Genomic DNA, 18,895 nt, shown 5'->3' on the forward strand with positions numbered 1-18,895 from the left:
TGAGCTGGCAATACTACAGTGAGTTTCCGATTGATCAAGGAACTAATTCGGTCATTGCACACAAATCGTCCCAAAGTATCTTCGGAACCTTCCGGGGTTCCTATGGGAACTGGAGGTTCCGAAGCACATACCGGCCTCACAGTTGGTCCGTCGACAGGCTCGCCTGGCGGCGCGAGGGAGCTGTCCGTACTCGGTCGCAGCGCGTCTGGGGGGCGAGGTTGCCGGAGGATTCGGATGAAGGCGCCATTCGGCGCTCCTCTGACTGCTTCACTCGAGTGAAGGTTATCTCGGTGTTCTGGCGCAGGTGGCAGGCGATTCTCAGGCCCGAAAGCGGGTTCAAGGACGCCACCGGACGCGGAGTTGGCTCCCCGCAGGAACCGGACGATAAGTTGATCTGGATGCCTGCCGAGACCGTTGGTTAAGAGCGCTGGCAATGCCCTCAGCTGGGGTGCTGGAAGTGAGAGTCGAGGGACGAGAGCGATGCAGCCCGCCGATGCTAAGCAGCTCGAACGAGCTGAGCGGCTGCATAGACGGGACTTCCCGGGCAGGACTGTTGTAGCTCCGACCGAAGCCATGCGCGGGCGGCGATCAGAATCTCTGGCCGTGATGAAGCGACCTGAGATCGGGTGAGGTTCGGTCGCCCCCTGCCCAGCTGATCTCCCTATGCCCTTCCTATCTGCTTGCCCACTTGATTGGGGAGTGGGTGTGGGGAGTATCGCCAGGTCATCGGCGAAACAGGTCTCCTGCTGAGTGCTCCGACTGGATGGAGCCACGGATTGGTAGAGGGGGCGACGGGGGTGCGGGGCTTCCCGCAGTAGCGGACATAGCGCACCGATTTTGTTGCTCTCGATATCTAGGCTGTTAATTTGGATATTAACTTCGCTGGCTCCATTGGGTATTGATCTCGACTCTGCTGTCATTTGGATGGTCGGCCGCCAGTCCTTCGAAGGCCATCGACTCTTGTTGACTTCTCAAAGTCGATGACGGGCGCCTATCCTTCGGTGATGCAAGGCTTCCTTTATGTGTAGCTGCTTTTTGTGGTGCGATGGCGGACAATTGATTGGAAGGTGAAAAAGAAAGGGGCGCGCGCCACGGCGTGTCGACAGAACGGAGAACGGTCATGGCTGCGGACTTTCGAGAGATCGGCCCGAGCAAGATTCCGGGTGAGTCGCTTACGCCCGAGGACATGGCGCGCGTCACGGACCACGACTGGACGGAGATCCGGTCGATCGCGCGCGGATACTGCCGCAAGGTGGACGCGACCCGATCGCGCAAGCTGGCCAATGGCAGCGCGACCGTGACCAAGAACGGATACCCGCTGTTCGGCACCGACGATGCATCGGATGACACGGCTCAGGACTCCGTGCTGATCTACGCGCAGCGTCTGCGCGACGTGATCGCACGCTGCGAGCCGTCCGCCGAGAGCGGTACCGAGCCAGAGTCGCAGGAGTGGGTGTACGTCCGTCGTGACGGCGAGCAGATGGTCATCACGCGTGCGACGCTGCGTCGCTGGGCTGTGCGGGATGCCGCACAGCGCAACGGCTATCGGGTCACGCAGCCGCCTGCGGATGACGCTCTTCGCGCTCTCTTGCGTGACGCGACGTTCGCGCAGAACAGCGCCGTCACCTTCCGGACGGCGTGGGGCAACGGCTCGGAGTTCCCGACGCTTCGGCAGATGCTCGAAACAGCCGAGAAGTCCGACGATCTCAGGCGCGCGGGTGTCTTCGCCACCGTGGCGCAGGAATGCCACGGTGGCGCCTACGGTTCGCGCCGTCAGGTCATCCGCACGCGCCGCGACGCCGAAGCCGAATGGCGTGAGCTGTCCAGTCGGCTGGACGAAGCGCGCGAAAGCTTCGCGACCGAAGACCAGAACAACGCCTAGAGTCAATCCCTCGGCGACCCCCGGAAGAATCCGGGGGTCGCTTCATTTTGATCCACCGAAATCTCAAGAGAATCATGGTGGCGGCGGACGTTCCGGCAAAGATCGCGGACGTATGTAAGTGAAGGCGAATTCGCCCGGCTCGCTCCGCTCTCCAGTCCGGCGATCGAACTTCGATTCTCTGAACGCGTGGCTCGGAAAACGGATTCGAGCCGAGATCGCTGAGGGGTGGGAATGGACATGAGGGAAGCTCTCGCGGGGATGATCTCCGCTGGGCTCGAACGGCGGAACTTCAGTACCGGATCCAAGGGATTCCACGCGTTCGGGCGGATCGTCCTCGATGGGATCAGCTACCAGGCGCAGGCACAAGCGATCTTGGTCGGTTCCAAGGGCGACCCCGAGCTGGTGCCCGAGGCGTCGACGGAAGAGATCGGGACGGCACTGGTCGATCTCGCGTCCCGCGCGCTCACTCCCAAGGACTTCCGGTCCGGCCGATCGGGCTTCCTGGCGAACGGCAAGGTCACGGTGCGCGGACAGCGCTACCAGGCCAACGTTCAGGCCGTCCGCCTCACCTGAAGCCCTTACGAGCGGCGCGGTCTTCTCCGCTCACGGCCGACGCACGGCGTTCCCGGGGCCCCACGATTCCGGGAACGTCCGTGCCACTCAAACCCGAATTCCACACCCGGGATGGTGCCTCATGACGTCCAGCCAGGTGATCGAGATTCCGCCGTGGTGGCGCGTCTCGGTCCGCCTCACGGCCTGCTGGCCGATCGATGACACGCACACACTCGAACTCGAACCGGCCGGACGTACCGACGACAACCGCATCCGCTGGGGCTACCGGCTGGCCTGCGACGGCCAGACGATCTTCGAGGCGCGCGACGTGTGCTCGCCCGTCGGTGAGCCACTGTCCGCCGATGCCCACGTGAAGGCGGCGAAGGCCATCCTGACCTTCCTCATCACGCCGTCGGAGGACCCCGAGGACCTCACCCCCGAACAGGTCGCTTGGCGTGAAGAGCACGCCGAGGAGCTGGCACTGCTGATCCGCGACGACATGTGCGGCTACTGCGGATCGCCCGCGCACATCTCGCCCGCATGCACCGACCGCTGACTAAACCCGTCCGGCGATGCCGACAGGAGGTTCACACATGCCCAAGATCTCCAGCCGCTCCAGCGCGCTCGGAAGGCTGCTCACCCACCACAAGGCGTTCACAACCGGCGGTGGACTCTCCGCGGTGACCGATGCCCCGCACGCGGTGGGACGCCTTCCGGTGGAGTGGGCGGACCGCTACCGGGCCGATCTCGAGGTGCCCGGGATCGGATACGTCGCGCTGTCGTACCTCACTCCCATCGCGTGGGTGCGCCGGGACGGCCTGACCGTCATCCCGGACGAGCACTACTCGGCCACCACGACCCGCCACCAGTCGATCATCCGGCGCTGGATGTGCGAAGGGGAGTGGTCATGACGGTCTATGGCCTGTGGCGGGGCGGCCCCAGCAACAGCCGTCCCGCCCATGAGGACCTTGAGCGCCTCTGACCGCTCCGTGCTCGGTCGGTGCCATCCACTGCGGCCCCATCGGACACCGCCGCGCCTTCCGACGGCCCTCGACCTCTCCGACTCCAACTCGCTGGGCCGTGCGTGCTATGGCGCGCACGGCCCAGCGAACAGAAAGGGCAGAACATGAGCACTCCGCCACCTCCCGCCCCCGGCCGTCCCGACGATGAGCCGCTGGAACCGATGAAGATCCGGACGCCGGAGGACGTGATCACCGCTGTGCCGTACCTTCTCGGGTTCCACCCCCGGGACAGCCTTGTGGTGGCCGCCTTCGACGGACCGCGCAACTTCGCCGCCATCCGGATCGACTTGCCGGGTCCAGAGCCGGAGCCGCGCGAATTCGAGGTCGAGGCGGCTATCACCGAGATCCTGACGCGCCACCGCTTCGCGAAGGCCGTCCTGATCGGTTACGGCACTGAGGAGGGCGTGTTGCCCTGCGCCGACCGGGTCCACGAGGCGCTCGCACGGGCCGGGGTCCGGGTCGCCGATTGCCTTCGCGTCGACGAGGGCCGCTGGTGGTCGCTCACCTGCGTCAACTCCTCCTGCTGCCCGCCGGAGGGGAAACCCTACGACGCGTCGCGGTCGGTGGTGGCCGCGACGGCCACGTACCTTGGGCTTGCCGCCGCGCCTTCACGCGAGGCCCTCGCCGAAATGATCGAGGCGGACGAGACCGTCCAGCAGGAGATCCGGGAGGCCACCGGTCGCGCCGAACGGCGGCTTCGGCACGTCTGGTCCGCCGACCCGAGGGAGACGCCGAAGGAAACGATCTCTGAGTTCGTCCATCGGCTCGGTGACCTGCGAGCGAGGACACGCGCCAATGAGAACCCGATCAGCGTCGAGGAGATCGCGGAGTTCAGCGTCCTGCTCGGCAACCTGCGGCTTCGGGACGAGGCATGGGTCAGGATCGGCGAGGGCGACCTGAACGCCGACATCGATCTCTGGACCGAAGTCCTCCGCCGCACCTCACCCGATTTCGCCGCCCCGCCAGCGACGCTGCTCGCGTTCGCGGCCTACATGGCGGGCAACAGCGGAATGGCCCGTGTCGCCCTCGATCGCGCGGACGAAGCCGACCCGTACTACTCGCTCGCTGCCCTCCTGCACATGATGGTCAGCGCTGCGGTGCCCCCTTCGACGCTGCGGAAGTTCGTGGCTCAGCAGAACCTCGACGACGCCTACGACACCCCACGCGAGCCGTCCTGAGAAGAACCGGGCACAGCTCACCAGCCGGATGAGCGACGACGATGCAGCACCCGCCACGGGCCGCCCTCACCAGGGCGGCCCGTTCATCTCGCACGCACCGCACGGAAGGGCTCCCATGCCTGCGGACAAAACCAAGCAGATTCAGAAGATCAGACAGCTCCTGACTCTCGCCGAACACCCCGACACCCCCGACTCCGAACGCGAGGCCGCTTTCGCGCGGGTGGGCATGCTCATGCTCAAGTACGAGATCGAAGACGCCGACCTCAAAGCCGCTCCGGGCGGAGACGTGCGGGAGGAGATCCTCCTGTACGAGCACGCCGTGTCCGGACGCGGCGGGCACGGCAGGGAACGCGCCTGGGCGCTCGGCGACGTGGCCGAGGGGATGGGCTGTGAGGTCGCGTTCCGCGCCAACGATTCCAGTAGCCGCATCCGCTGGGTCCTGGTCGTCGGCCCCGCCGCCACGATCGAGAACCTCAAGCTCCTGCTGCCCGCCGTCCTGCTCCAGATGGAGAACAGCGCCGCCAAGGCTGCCCGCACGCACGCTCGGAACCTGCCGAACTGGCTCACCCCTGGCGAGAAGACCATAGAGACCTCTACTGTCCGTCGCAGCTTCATGCGCGGCTTCGGCAAGGGCATCAAGGACAAGCTTGACGCCGCCCGAGCTCGGTTCGCCGAGGAACTCGACGCCGAAGCGGTGGCCGGTGACGCCAGCGCCGCGTCCCGTGAGCTGGTGCTCATGAACCGCCACCAGCTCGTCCACGCCGAGTTCGCACGCCGCTTCCCCAAACTCGGCAAGGCCCCGCGCGCCCCGCAGATTCGACGGGCACGGCTACCGGCAGGGCCACGACGCAGGCCGCTCCGCAGACCTTGGCGACGGGAAGCTCGGCGGGACACCCCGAGGCGAACTCACCTGATCCCGCCGCGCGGCCTGCCGTTCCGCCTACCGTTGGGATGGCAGGCCGCACGCCCACCCACCTTGGAGGGCCCGGATGAACGAACACACCGAGGCGCTACTGCGCGACGCCGTGAAGCGCCTCCAGCAAGCCATCCGAGCCCACGACTGCCCCGCCATCGTCGTCTTGGACGGGTCCCCGCGGCTGGTCCTCAGCGACTACGACTACCTCCGCGACGACGCCACCGCCCGCGCCTTCGAACTCCGCGCCGCCGCCAAGGCCAAACAAACCGGCGCCACCCGCTGGGCCCTGGCCGTCCCCATGGTCTGGCTCATCACCGAACACTCCATCGCCGCCCGCCCGGTCACCAACCATCCCCTGCGCGAAGGCGAGCAGGAAGTCATCATGTGGACCGTCGGCGACCTGGCCGAAGGCGTCGACTACGGCCGCGTCTCTTACGTCCGCCGCCCCGATGGCACTCCCGTTTTCGACGACCCTGAGGTCGCTGCTGTCACCCTCGGTCCAGCTGACTACACCATCGGATTCGTGCTGCTTCAGACGCTCACGGATGAGTTGCATTGAGTAGGCCGATGCCTCGGCAATCACCCTGGCCAGCTCGGAGGGCCGTCCAGCTGAGAAGATGCCAGGAGCCAACCATTCAAGCAACGAGGCGAAACCTCACCTGAACCGCCCCGGCTGTGCCTGAGTCATTTGCCAGGCCCGCCTCAGCAGCTTTGAGAGACTTGCTGAGGCGGGCATCGATCCTTGAACGAGCGATGACGCAAGGCCGGCGTCCTTGCGAGCTCTCACGCAGTAGTTACTGAAGGTTGCTATTCGGTCGCGGGAGCGGCCGTGCTGGAGCTATGCCCAGGTGGTGTAAGCAACCTCCGCTAACTCCACGATCAACCGTAGTAGTAACACAGCGCGTTCATTTCCCAGGTGATCGCCAAGCGCGGACGCTGCAAGCTAAATCACCGTTTACCTGGCAGCGATGTGATCTATCTCACTGGCGATCTCGACGCTGTGTAGTTCTATCTGGCCATAGGTGAGGTTCTGGTTGATTTACGCCTAAAATCTACCATTTGTCCGATTTAAGTGACGCGTAAAGATGTCACGAGATGCGATCGCCGTGGCCGTGTGATCTGTGTCACTTGTGTGAGAGTGTTGACTACTTTGCGTGGCCTAGTTAAGTTTCCGCCGTTCAGGAAGCTTTGCTTGCAGTTTCGGTACTTGTCATTTGCCGTGCCGAGTTAGCTGTAGCGCTCTGTAGCGGTGGTGATGAGGTGGCCAGCTTTCTCGGTGGGTGCAGCAGCCCGCTGTCTCAGCCCTTCTCGGTGGGCGGCGAGAGGGCGGCCGGATCGTCGGTTCCCGTGCGTAGGCATGGATGGCGGGCGTGGCGCCCGCTGGCCGTTGCCCTGGTGGTCCTGGCTATCGCCGGTATCTCCGCTGGCTGTGGCAGAGATACCAATAAGTCCTGTGGCCAGATCGAGCGGGAACTGGCGACCTTCAGAAACCGCCCGGTGAGTAACCCTCAGCTGGCCGCGTCAGCTTTTGAACAGGCGGCGTCCAAAGTCAGGGCGAGTGGCAAGTCCGCCGACGACGCTCACGTCCGCAGCTCAGCCCGGCAGCTTGCCCAGGCATTTACCGACCTCGCGCGCCGTATCCGATCCCAGTCGACCGCCTCAGCGCCAGCTCTCGACACCAGTGCGGTGACAGCAGCCGGAGCGGAGCTTCGACGAGCATGTTCCCGATAGCCAGCTGATGACCTCCGAACAGGGGCGGGGCATGCCTTCCGCCGCATCGATAAGCAACCCCCGCAGGCGCGAGTCCCTGTCACACACTCGCCCGAAGTTCCGCACTGGAGGCCCGTGTGCCTGGTAGACGCTCCGCAACTTCGAGCGGTGGAGTATTCCGCTCCCTGGGGGCGCTTGCGACCCGGTCGAAGACACTGGTTGCAGCCTTGGGTGTGCTGCTCTTGGTCGCCCTGATTCAGGTCGTGACTCCGGTCAGCCAGAAGGCGTCCGCAGATACCTCACCCGATCTCTCCACTGAGGCTGGTGCGCTAGCGGAGGCGAAGGCATCGGGTAAGGAGGTTGAGGTCACCGGGTTGCGCAGCGAGACCCGGGACGTTGTGGCCCGGCCGGATGGCTTGCTGGAAGGTGTCGAGCACCTGCGGCCCGTCCGCACGATGAAGGACGGCAAGTGGGTCGGGGTGGATCCGACCCTGCACCGGTCGGACGACGGCTCCATCGCCCCCGCGGCATCCACCGTTGGATTGACGTTCTCCGGTGGTGGATCGGGACCGCTGGTGAAGATGACCCGCGCTGGCCGGCAGATGACCTTGACCTGGCCCAGCGCGCTACCAAAGCCGACCCTGGATGGCGAGACTGCGACCTACCCGGAGGTCCTGCCGGGGGTCGACCTGCAGGTACGTGCCGATGTCGACGGGTTCGGCCAAGTGCTGATCGTCAAGACACCTGAAGCGGCAGCCGACCCACGCGTCGCGCAGATCAAGCTGGGAATGGACAGCGGCGGCCTCACCGTCACGCAGGGGCCCGACAAAACCCTGAAGGCGATAGACAAGGGAACCGGCGGCACGGTGTTCGCGGCCCCCGCTCCCCGTATGTGGGACTCGGGCCAGACCGACACCCCGGAGACACCTCCCTCCGAATCCCCGTCGCCCTCCCCCTCGGCGACCTCATCGGTTGCGCCGAAGCTGCGTAGCGAGACCTCGCCGACCACGAGCCCGACGGCAAGCCCTTCGCCGGCCCCAACTCAGACCGGTGGTCCCAGTCTTGCTGGTGGCGATGCTTCCGAGGGCGCGCCGGATGGGGCCAAGCAGGCACCGGTCGGCGTCACTGTGGACAACTCGTCCCTGACCCTGACTCCTGACAAATCGCTGCTAACGGCGTCCGACACCAACTTCCCGGTGTACATCGACCCGTGGTTTCAGGGAACCCCGCTGAGCACCGATTCCGGCGGCGAGTGGGGCATGGTCGGAAGTGAGCAGGTCCAGTACAAGTTCTCCTCCAACGAGGGTGTCGGGTTCTGCGACTACTCCTTTGACCCCAAATGCCAGCGCGATCAGGTCAAGCGGATTTGGTACCGGTTCCCGATCGGCAAGTACATCGGCAAGGACATCAGCAGCGCCTACTTCACGGCCAACGAGACCGCCGCGTCACAGTGCCCGAGCACGACCGCTCGCCGGATCAACCTGTACCGGCCCAAGGCGGGAACCGGCTTCAACTCCAGCTCGACCTGGAACTCCACCAACGACAGCGACCACTTCAACACGCTGCTGTCCTACCGGAACGCGACGCTGTGCTCAGGGTTGCCCGCCCCGATCAAGTTCGACAACTCCGACGATGAAAATTCCACCAGCAAGACGACCAGCTACCTGAAGGAGCGCCTGAACGGGAAGATCAACACGATCCTGTTCGCGCTGAAGGCAGGCAGCGAGTCGGACATGATGTACACCAAGCGGCTGGCCACCAAGGCCGAGTTGCACATCACCTACAACACCCGGCCGAACAAGCCGACGCTCAGCCAGATGAACATGGTGAACGGCGGTGGGTGCACCAACCCTGATGGCTCGCTGCACAACACCCGTACGCAACCGGCGATGGTGAGTGAGTTGCCGCGGGTTCATGTGAGGAACGTCTCCGATCCGGATGCCAGCCAGGGCGACATGGTGCGGGTGCAGTTTGGTCTTTCATGGGATGCCGGGGACGGCACCGGCTGGAAATCGCGGTGGGTGTCGAATTACACCGGATACATGAGGAGCGGCGCCAATGACTTCGGCTGGAGTCTGAGTCAGCCGTCCCCGCCAGTGACCATTCCGCAGGACACCTTGATCGGCTGGCATGTGATCGCCAACGACGGGAAGTCCAGCAGCGCATGGAGCTGGCAGAACGGCAGCGACGACTGCTACTTCAAGTACGACCTCTCTGCACCCAAAGTGACCATTGCCTCGACTGACTACCCAATGTTCGATCCGGAGAAGGGTGTCGATGCCCCCTACGGCAATGTGGGCCAGTATGGCGTTTTCACTGCGAAGATTGATGCCAACGGCACCGGAGTGAGTCAGGTGAGTTGGGATATTAATCACGACTCGCGCAACGGCGGCACAGCTCCGGTGGTGAACGGCATCGCGACCATAAATGCGATGCCAGTCAAGGCTGGCGTGAACGACCTGAATGTCACCGTTACTAATAATTATGGTAAGAGAGTCGACGCGACTTACCCGTTCCGCGTCATGACCGGATCGGACCCCAAGGCCTATTGGACCGCTAATGAGGAAGAGGGGAGCAGTGCCTTGGCTGATTCGGGAAGCGAGGATCCCAAGGCCCCCTTGTCCTTGAATGGTGGCGTGACGACGGGGGCGCCTGGCAAGGTCGGCAAGGCTGCAACGTTCAACGGCAGTGACGGCTACGGGCAGACCTCCGGCCAGGTGGTGGACACCACCAAGAGCTTCTCGCTGTCGGCGTGGGTGAGGTTGACCGACAAGGCGCTGTACCGGGCGGTGATCAGCCAGGCTGGGGGCAGCACCAATGGATTGCTGATGTCCTACTCGCCGGTCAAGGACCGCTGGACCTGGATCCTGCACCACCCCGACGGCACCGACGACGCCATCGCCTCCGATCAGGCCCCCGTGGCGGGGCAGTGGACCCATCTGACCGGGGTGTACGACGTGGTCACCAAGCAGATGGCGCTCTATGTCAACGGTTTGCGCCAGCAAGGAACCGCCACCCATCAGCCGTGGGCGGCGACCGGGCCGTTGTACGTGGGTACTGGCTGGACCCCCGCCAGCCTGGCTGCCAAATGGCGAGGCGACCTTGACGATATCCGCCTCTACGACCGCCCCCTGGGCTACGGCGAGGTCAGCCTGCTCGCCACCGCACGGCAGCAGATCACCGGGCGCTGGCGGCTCAACACCGCCACTGGCTCCCCGCTGGCCAGCCCGAACGAGGTCATTGGGGGTGCGCCGCTGACGCTTGCAGGCCAGGCGAACATGGTGACGGGCGTCCCATTGTTCGACGACTCGGTGAGTCCGCTGCCCGCTGCGGATAGAACGTCGCCGGTGGGATCGCTGTCGCTGAACGAACAGTCAGGAACCGACGGCACCGCCACCACCTCCCAGACCCTCGATGGAAGCCATAGCTTCACCGTCTCCGCGTGGGTTTGGGCGGCTGCCGAACCCACCAGGGCGATGACCGCGTTCAGCCTCGCCGGGGCCAACGGCGATGGGCTCACCGTCCACTACCTGCCCGGTGCCGTGGGGGAGGTCAAAGGTGGGGTGTGGGAAGCGGCTCTGACTGGGCGTAAGACCGGCATTCCCACCAGCAGCACGAATCTGGCCCACTTTTACGGCTGGAATCCCTTCCCCGACCACGGCGACCGATGGCAGTTGATCACTGTGGTGTACGACGCGGCCCAGAAGCGCCTCACCCTGTACGTCAACAGCCAGGAGCAGGACACCAGCGACGATGACACCACCGACGACGGTTCCATCGTCGAGTTGGTCGACGGGTTCACTGGCTCCGCGCCGGTGCGTTTGGGGCGCAACATGTCGGGTGGTGAACCGTGGAGCGGTCGTGTCGACGACGTGTGGACTGTCGATGGTGCGCTCTCCCCTGACCAGGTGGGTTGGCTCTACGGCATGACCACCGAACTGGACGCCGACCAGATGACGAACTGACGCCCGGCACGGGTGTCCCTGGCCGTCAGCGCGCTGTCGGCCAGGCCCCGGCACACCTCTGACCTGCTTTGCTCCACCCCCTTGCCCCTCGATAGGGCGGCATGACCATGCGCGGAGGACACGGTGAAGCTCACCGGACGCACCCCCCTGGGACGTTCCAGAAAAATCAGATTCCCGCTGGCGGGCACCGGCGGAGTTCGGCGTCACATCGCAGCCGCGACTGCTGTCACAGCGGCGGCCTCGCTGCTGACTCCGGTCCCCGCACTTGCGGCTCCCTATCGTCCCGCGGTGCCACAGGCGGATCGGAAGGTCAGTGGGCACAGCCTGAAGGCCAAGACGCCGAATACGACGACACGTGGCCTGGTGACGGCGAAGCCGAAGGTTAGCTGGCCCAAGGCGTCTACTGACCGAGTCGCAGTGCCCAAGACGCCGTCCGCGAACGGACGGTCGGCCCGTTCAACCCTTCAGGTCGCTCAAGTCGGGACGTCTCCGATCTCGGTCATGGCTCCAGGACAACTGCCCGCTGACAAGAAGACCCCCAAGCTGGCAGCAGATCCTGTGGGTCAGGTGCAGGTGAGCGTTCTCGACCAGTCGGTGACACGCAAGGCCGGAATCGAGGGCCTGGTGTTCACAGTCGGGCGCACCGACATGCCCGCCACTGGGGGAGCCAAGCCCGGGGCCGTGGGTGTTCGATTGGACTACTCAAGCTTCGCCCAGGCCTTTGGTGGTGCCTATGGGACGCGGCTGCGGCTGTCGCGCTATCCGGCGTGCGTGCTGTCCACTCCCCAACGACCTGAATGTCACAAGGCCGTCCTCATCCCATCGCTCAACGACGGCACACGCCGATTGCTCGCAGCTGATGTCGAGGCGGCGCCTGTCGAGGTGCCTTCGTCCTCGCCTTCTCCTTCTCCCTCACCCACAGGGCGACCGAGCGCCTCGAGTTCGCCTGCTGCCTCTCCGACTGCGACCGCGTCTTCCCAGGTCAAACAGCCAGGGATTGCTCAGGTGCAACCGGCCGAACAGCCCACGGTCCTCGTCGCAGCCGCAACATCCTCCGGGACGAACGGCAGCTTCAACGCTACCGACCTTGCACCGTCCTCCACCTGGAACGTCGGCGGCAACACGGGGGATTTCAGCTGGTCCTACCCCATGCGCGTTCCCCCGGTGCCGGGTGGTCTGACGCCTAAGCTCGCACTGACCTACAACTCGGCCGGAACTGACGGCCGGACCAGCAACACTGGCAATCAGCCGTCCTGGATCGGCGAGGGCTTCGATCTGTGGCCCGGCTACATCGAGCGCCGCTATGAATCCTGCAAGGACGCCGGGGCGCCCAAGAACACGACCGAGAACGGCTACCCCGGAGACCAATGCTGGGGTTATGACAATGCGGCGCTCACCTGGAGCGGTAAGGGTGGCCAGCTCATCCCCGACGGCAAGGGCAAATGGCACCTGAAGGACGATGACGGCACCCGGATCGAGAAGCTGACCGGCGCCGCCAACGGCGACGACAACGGTGAGTACTGGAAGGTCACCACTACCGACGGCGTCCAGTACTACTTCGGCCGCAACACCTGGACCGCCGGTAAGCCCACCACCAGCTCGGCCTGGACCACCCCGGTGTTCGGCGTGCACTCCGGCGACCCGTGCTACAACGCCAGTGGCTTCGCCGACTCCTCATGCGACCAGGCATACCGGTGGAACTTGGACTACGTGGTGGACCCGCGCGGCAACGCGATCGTCTACTACTACAACAAGGAGACCAACAACTACGGCAAGAACCTGAAGGAGACCGACGAAACCCCCTACGTCCGCGGCGGTTGGCTCGACCACGTCGACTACGGTCTGCGCTCGGACAACCTGTGGCCTGCTCACGCCCCGGCCCAGGTCAAGTTCAAGACTGCCGAACGCTGCATCTCCGCCACCAGCAGTGACTGCGACCCATCAAATATCTCCGCACATCCGGAGCTATGGCAGGACACTCCCTGGGATCTGCACTGTGACTCGGGGCAGGACTGCAAGGACAACCACGGCTCGCTGTCACCCACGTTCTGGACCCGCAAGCGTTTGACCAACGTCACCACCAGGGTCATCAAGAGCGATGGTTCGGATTTCCGTGACGTCGACTCCTGGAACCTGTCCCACGACTGGGGCGACGCCGACGCCGACCGGGACCTGCTGCTGACCTCGATCCAGCACACCGGCCTGGCTGGTACCGACTCCGGTGGGCAGCAGATCAAGCTCCCGCCGGTCAAGCTGGGCTACCGCCAGATGCCCAATCGCGTGGATGTGGAGGGCGATTACTTCCCCACTTTCTACCGGTACCGGCTGCAGTCCATCGACGATGAGAACGGTGGGGATACCCTGGTCTTTTACTCGGGAGAAGGCTGCGCTCCCGGCAAGTTCCCCAGCCCAGAGGGCAACACCAGTCGCTGCTTCCCGGTCATTGAGATCGACCCCACCGGAACCTGGGATTCCGAGAAGACAGTCACCAACTGGTACAACAAATACGTCGTCACGGCCGTCAAGCAGTCCGACCTGACTGGTTATGCCGTCGACAGTGCCGTGACCACCTACGACTACCAGGGTGGAGCGGCCTGGCACTATGCCGACGACGATGGGTTGACCAAGGCCAAGTTCAAGACCTGGTCGCAGTACCGCGGATACGGCGAGGTCATCACCCGCGCTGGCCGTGACAACAACCTCATGACCCAGACCGCCGCCTACTACATGCGCGGCATGGACGGCGACAAGAGCTCCGACGGTTTCACCCAAGGGGTTCTGGTTCCCGATGGGGAAGGTGCCAGCTACCTCGACCATGACTCGGCGCAGGGCTTCCGGATCCGCTCGGAAACCTTCGACAAGGCCGACGGTGTCGTCATTGGCAAGACCGTGTCCGAGCCCTGGCACAACCAGACCGCCTCGCAGTCGCGTGCCTGGGGAACGATCACAGCCAATCAGACCGGCACCAAATCCACCCGCAGCTTCACCAAACTCTCGGACGGTTCCTGGCGTCAGACCAAGACCGTCACCAATGTCTTCGACCCCGTCACCGGCACCCCGACTGAGGTCGACGATCTCGGCAACGTCGTCGAGACCGGCGATGAACAGTGCACCAACACCAGCTACGCGCGTACCGGCGACACCAGCGGCTGGATCATGAACCTCCCGGCCCAGGTGCAGACCGTCGCGGCGTCCTGTGCGGACAAGGGCAGCGTCGACTACACCAAGCAGCTGATCTCCGCCAACCGCAGTTACTACGATGGTGGCACCCTCGGCGCCATACCGACCAAGGGTCTGGTGACCCGCACTGACAAGGTTTCGGCGACTGGCACTACTGCCTCTCAGCTGGCCTTCGTTCAGGCGACCAAAGCGACCTACGACAACTTCGGCCGCCAACTCACTGCTGTGACTACGAACAACACCACCGGCAGCGGAGTAGACAAGACCACCACCACCACCTACACCGAAAGCCCCGCCTCAGGCGGCCTCACCACCGGTGTTTCCATCAGCTCGCCACCGGTGACCATCAATGGCACCGCCACCCCCCTCGTCACCAGCCAAACGCTCGAACCAGCCTTCGGGCAACCGCTGACCAGCACCAATGAGGGTGGCAAGACCACTACTACCGGTTACGACGCCCTGGGGCGCACCAGCAAGGTCTGGCTGCCCGGCCGCAGCATCGCCATCACTCCCAACTACGAGTTCACCTACCAGATCGAGCCGGGAAAGATCGTCGCGGTCGGCACCAAAACGCTGCACAACGACTCCACCCAGGCCACCAGCTACACCTTCTACGACGGGTTGCTGCGCCCCCGCCAGACTCAGGCACCCGGGCCCAACGGTGGCAGGTTGGTCGCCGAGACGTTCTACAACGCGCTGGGCAAACCCGCCCGCACCTACGACACTTACTACGCCGGCGGCGCCCCCACGCCCGACTTGTTCGGCATCGACACGCCCGGCGACGTCGAATCCCAGCACACCTACGACTACGACGGCCTTGGACGCCTCACCGCCGACCACTTCTGGGTCGGCAACGGCAGCCAGGCGGTGGAGAAGTGGAAGACCACCACCAGCTACACCGGTGAAGCCACCACGGTCACCCCACCTGCGGGCGGTACCAAGACCACCAACATCACCGACGCTCAGGGCCGCACCGTCGAAACCCGCCAGTACACCGGCACCGGCGCCAGCGACTACCTGTTCTCCACCTACACCTACACCCCGACCGGCCAACCCGCCACCATCACCGGCCCAGGCAAGGCTGGCACCATTCCCGCCACCACCTGGAGCTACGGCTACGACGTCCGAGGCCGCAAGACCTCCCAGACTGACCCCGATTCGGGAACCACCCGCTACGCCTACGACGACCTGGACCGCCTCACCCAGACCACCGACGCCCGCGGCAAGAAGATCGCCACCAGCTACGACGATCTCGGCCGCAAGACCAGCCTCGCCGATGTCACCGCTGGAAACCCCGGCACCAAGCTCGCTGACTGGACCTACGACACAGTCGTCAAGGGCCAACCCACCAGCAGCAACCGCTACGCCGGTGGCCTGACCTACACCTCCGCCGTCAGTCTTTACGACAGTCTCAACCGCCCCACCCGCACCTACATGGTGGTCCCGACGGCTCCGGGCCAGGACAAACTCGCCGGCACCTACGTCTTCGGCACCACCTACAACCTCGACGGGACCCTCGCCAGCCAGTCCTACCCCGCCGCAGGCGGTCTCACAGGTGAGACCGTCACACTCGGCTACGACGCAGACCGACTGGGTCGGCCGATGAAGATGACCGGGTACGTCACCGGTGCCCGCTACTCCTACACCGGTAAGCCCGAGCAACTCGAGCTGTCCACCGGCGGCAAGCACACCTGGATCACCAACACCTACGAGACCGGCACCGACCGGCTGCACACCTCCACGACCGAACGCGAGAACATCGCCGGTCTGGAACGCTACGCCATCTACGACTACCAAGACGCCGGCAACATCAAGGCGATCAACGACACCAGCCGCGCCGGCGTCGACAACCAATGCTTCAGTTACGACCTTCTCGGCCGTCTGACCGCCGCCTGGGCCCAGGGCACCGCGACCTGCGCCAGCGACGCCGCCTCAGCCACCGCCGGAGGACCCGCCCCTTACAAACAGACCTTCGCCTACGACGCCACCGGTAACCGCACTGACGAAACCTACGCCGACCCCACCACCTCATTCACTCGCAGCTACAAGCCCCCCACCGTCGGCCACCAGATCACAGATGTGACTCAAACCGGCAGCAAGGCCGGCACCAACAAGTATGCCTACGACGAGACCGGCAACATCACCGGACGCACAGTCGACGGCAAAACCGAGAACCTGACCTGGGACAACGACGGAACCCTCGCGAAGATCACCGATGTCGGCACAGGCGACACCAGCTTCGTCTACGACGCCGACGGTGACCGGCTGCTGCAGAAGGATTCCACCGGCGCCACCCTCTACCTCCCCGGCATGGAACTGCGGCAGGCGACCGGAGCCACCACCGCCACCGGAACCCGCTACTACAACTTCAGCGGGGCCAACGTGGCCCAACGCACCAGCGACGGCAAGGTCCGCTTCCTCGCCAGCGACCACCAGGGCACCAACGAAGTACAGATCGACGCCTCCTACACCGGAACCGACCCTGCTCAAGGCGTCGCTATCCGCCGACAACTCCCCTTCGGCAGCGAACGCGCAGGCAAAATCGGCTCCTGGACCGGCACCCGCGGATTCGTCGACGGCATCAACAACCCCACCGCCATCCCGCTGACTCATCTCGGTGCCCGCGAATACGACCCCAGCCTCGGCAGGTTCATCAGCGTCGACCCCGTTTTCGACAACACCGACCCACAATCGTGGAACGGCTACGCCTACGCCGACAACACCCCCATCACCTCCTCCGACCCCAGCGGGCTCTGCCCACCCGACCGCTGTGGTGAAGGAATCACCAACGTTGGCCAAGACCACCCCACCATGACCGGCGGGTGCGGACTGGACTGCGGCCAACCAGTCGGCGACACCGTCACACCGGTCAACAGCACAATCGGGACCTACACGATCCACGCCCCGAGCAAGGCAGCCCTCGCGGGATTTGCACTTGTCGCCATGTCAAAGATGGCCAAGAAATCCGACTACGTCGCCAAAGCGGGCCTACCCAGCTGTCAGCCAGGCGGCGAAGGCGGCGCACTTGGCGGGGCTTGCTCGGTCGGCCAGATCGACATCCTGAACACGTACGCCAAGACGATCTGCGAAGTCGGTGGGTTCCAGTGCACCAAGGGGCCGCTTAAGCGGTACTTCGACCTGGCCATGGACGGGTTCATGCCAGGTCGCGACGGTGCAGCAGGTGTTGCTGGCAGCGGCGGATTGCGAGGCGGCTTCAAGCTGCCGGCGGGGGAAATCGCGACAGGAGGTGGTGGCAAGTATCTATCCTCCTCCGGGGGGAGGGGGATAGATGGCCCGGTTCCCTCGCCGCTTCCTTTCCGCTCCGATGGTGAAACTGTATTCCATGGACACGGAGATTGGCGGAAGGGTGATGGAATGATCGAAATTCCCTCTGGGACCAGTCTCGCTTTTTATGGTGAGCATGGATATAAGATCAAAAAAACATTGGGAAATTCGATCGCAGGTGGGCGCCAGGAGCCGCTCCATGTAGCCAATGAGGGGGACGTTGTTCCTGACTACACACTGAGTCGCCTGGACCCTGGTGATTATTATCGTCGCGGAGCTACGCTCGTGGATACACCCACGAAGCTCAGTGAACTTCTAGGGCCGAACATGGGAAGGTGTCATTGGGCGGCCTGCCGAGGGCCGAAACGAAAGCGATAGCGCCTGATAGCATAGGATGCTCAATCACCCCTGGGGTACCCTCTTGTTGAGGGGGCTCCAGGGGTTGGCTACTTGTGGAGCAAGCTGATGGAATATATAGATCTTACTTCTTATAGTTATGATGAATTTCCGGTCCCGATGCTGAATATTGGTTGGCTGGGAACCGAGTATGGGATACAGGGGTGTGGGCGGATAATTCTTCCGGGAGAGTTCGAGCTATTGATGAATGCATCGAATCGTCTAGGCGGCCTAACTCTCGGCGTCCATGAATGTGAGTTCTGTCCCGAAGGGTCGACTTTCGCGGGAAATGGAGAATATCGATATTATTCGAACAATGGGGCAACTTATGCGGCCCCCATGATGATATTCCATTACATTGAAAGCCATGATTATTGCCCACCATCCGAATTCCTCCTCGAGTTGGAAAACTTTGATCCGCTTGAGTGGGATTCTCGCGCAGATCTTCTCTGTGAGATGGTTTGCAATCAAGAGGCGGCGGTAGATCTCAGGGCTGAGGCGGTTGTCGACCTGCCCAAGTGGAAGGATCCACGAGTCGTGGAGGTCTTGAAATTTGCCGCCAATGACGAAGACTTGTCTGATGCGGCCTGGGAGGAGATTGGAATTTCCATCGGACAGGTCATGTCGCATGGATTTTCGGCAGATATTCATCTCGAGGAATTTTCGGACCATATCCAGTTCGGCGTGTCTGAATACATGCGTCGATCTTAAGAGGTGGCATCTTGGAGACGCTGCCTTGATTCCGGGCCGTGCCTGATTAGGCATCTGCTGTGGAGGTTTGCTGCAAAAAATAATGGACTATCCTGGGT

At 63.8% G+C, this 18,895-nt stretch carries 9 protein-coding genes and 1 pseudogene; all 10 read left to right on the forward strand.

All coding sequences use genetic code 11. The annotated features are described in order from the left end of the window. The first annotated feature begins 1,120 nt into the window (after positions 1-1,120). The 10 genes and pseudogenes from P696_RS0141705 to P696_RS56725 all read left to right on the forward strand — a co-directional run bounded on the left by P696_RS0141705 (position 1,121) and on the right by P696_RS56725 (position 18,797). On the forward strand, positions 1,121-1,882 hold the full coding sequence (locus tag P696_RS0141705) for a hypothetical protein (protein WP_026416969.1): 762 nt from the start codon (positions 1,121-1,123) through the stop codon (positions 1,880-1,882). 237 nt (positions 1,883-2,119) lie between these two features. Continuing rightward, positions 2,120-2,455, forward strand: a complete 336-nt coding sequence (locus tag P696_RS0141710; RefSeq protein ID WP_157430250.1) for a hypothetical protein — start codon at positions 2,120-2,122, stop codon at positions 2,453-2,455. 121 nt (positions 2,456-2,576) lie between these two features. Beyond that, positions 2,577-2,990 (forward strand): hypothetical protein, encoded by a 414-nt coding sequence (locus tag P696_RS0141715; RefSeq protein ID WP_026416971.1) that lies wholly within the window; start codon positions 2,577-2,579, stop codon positions 2,988-2,990. Positions 2,991-3,027: 37 nt separating this feature from the next. Beyond that, positions 3,028-3,345, forward strand: a complete 318-nt coding sequence (locus tag P696_RS0141720; RefSeq protein WP_026416972.1) for a DUF8033 domain-containing protein — start codon at positions 3,028-3,030, stop codon at positions 3,343-3,345. Between the two features lie 215 nt (positions 3,346-3,560). Continuing rightward, the gene (locus tag P696_RS0141725) at positions 3,561-4,634 is read left to right on the forward strand and encodes a DUF4192 domain-containing protein (protein WP_064744351.1); all 1,074 of its coding nucleotides are present in this window, start codon (positions 3,561-3,563) and stop codon (positions 4,632-4,634) included. A gap of 115 nt (positions 4,635-4,749) precedes the next feature. Continuing rightward, positions 4,750-4,836: pseudogene (locus P696_RS59495) on the forward strand (hypothetical protein); the annotation flags it as partial. A gap of 787 nt (positions 4,837-5,623) precedes the next feature. After that, a complete protein-coding gene (locus tag P696_RS58615; protein WP_026416975.1) occupies positions 5,624-6,109 on the forward strand; it encodes a hypothetical protein in 486 nt (161 codons plus the stop codon). 1,384 nt (positions 6,110-7,493) lie between these two features. Then, the gene (locus P696_RS0141740; protein ID WP_026416976.1) at positions 7,494-11,225 is read left to right on the forward strand and encodes a LamG domain-containing protein; all 3,732 of its coding nucleotides are present in this window, start codon (positions 7,494-7,496) and stop codon (positions 11,223-11,225) included. A gap of 123 nt (positions 11,226-11,348) precedes the next feature. After that, positions 11,349-18,068 carry an RHS repeat domain-containing protein gene (locus P696_RS51795; protein WP_157430252.1) on the forward strand — a complete coding sequence of 2,240 codons (6,720 nt, stop codon included), beginning with the start codon at positions 11,349-11,351 and terminating at the stop codon, positions 18,066-18,068. A gap of 72 nt (positions 18,069-18,140) precedes the next feature. Next, positions 18,141-18,797, forward strand: coding sequence for a DUF7919 family protein (locus P696_RS56725; protein ID WP_157430253.1), 657 nt, complete (start codon positions 18,141-18,143; stop codon positions 18,795-18,797). Positions 18,798-18,895: the final 98 nt, after the last annotated feature.

Source organism: Actinomadura oligospora ATCC 43269 (assembly GCF_000518265.1).
GTDB lineage: Bacteria > Actinomycetota > Actinomycetes > Streptosporangiales > Streptosporangiaceae > Spirillospora > Spirillospora oligospora.

Excerpts from the sequence above, each read along its gene's own strand:
- P696_RS0141705 (WP_026416969.1), top strand. The coding sequence starts at position 1,121 with ATGGCTGCGGACTTTCGAGAGATCGGCCCGAGCAAGATTCCGGGTGAG.
- P696_RS0141710 (WP_157430250.1), top strand. The coding sequence starts at position 2,120 with ATGAGGGAAGCTCTCGCGGGGATGATCTCCGCTGGGCTCGAACGGCGG.
- P696_RS0141715 (WP_026416971.1), top strand. The coding sequence starts at position 2,577 with ATGACGTCCAGCCAGGTGATCGAGATTCCGCCGTGGTGGCGCGTCTCG.
- P696_RS0141720 (WP_026416972.1), top strand. The coding sequence starts at position 3,028 with ATGCCCAAGATCTCCAGCCGCTCCAGCGCGCTCGGAAGGCTGCTCACC.
- P696_RS0141725 (WP_064744351.1), top strand. The coding sequence starts at position 3,561 with ATGAGCACTCCGCCACCTCCCGCCCCCGGCCGTCCCGACGATGAGCCG.
- P696_RS58615 (WP_026416975.1), top strand. The coding sequence starts at position 5,624 with ATGAACGAACACACCGAGGCGCTACTGCGCGACGCCGTGAAGCGCCTC.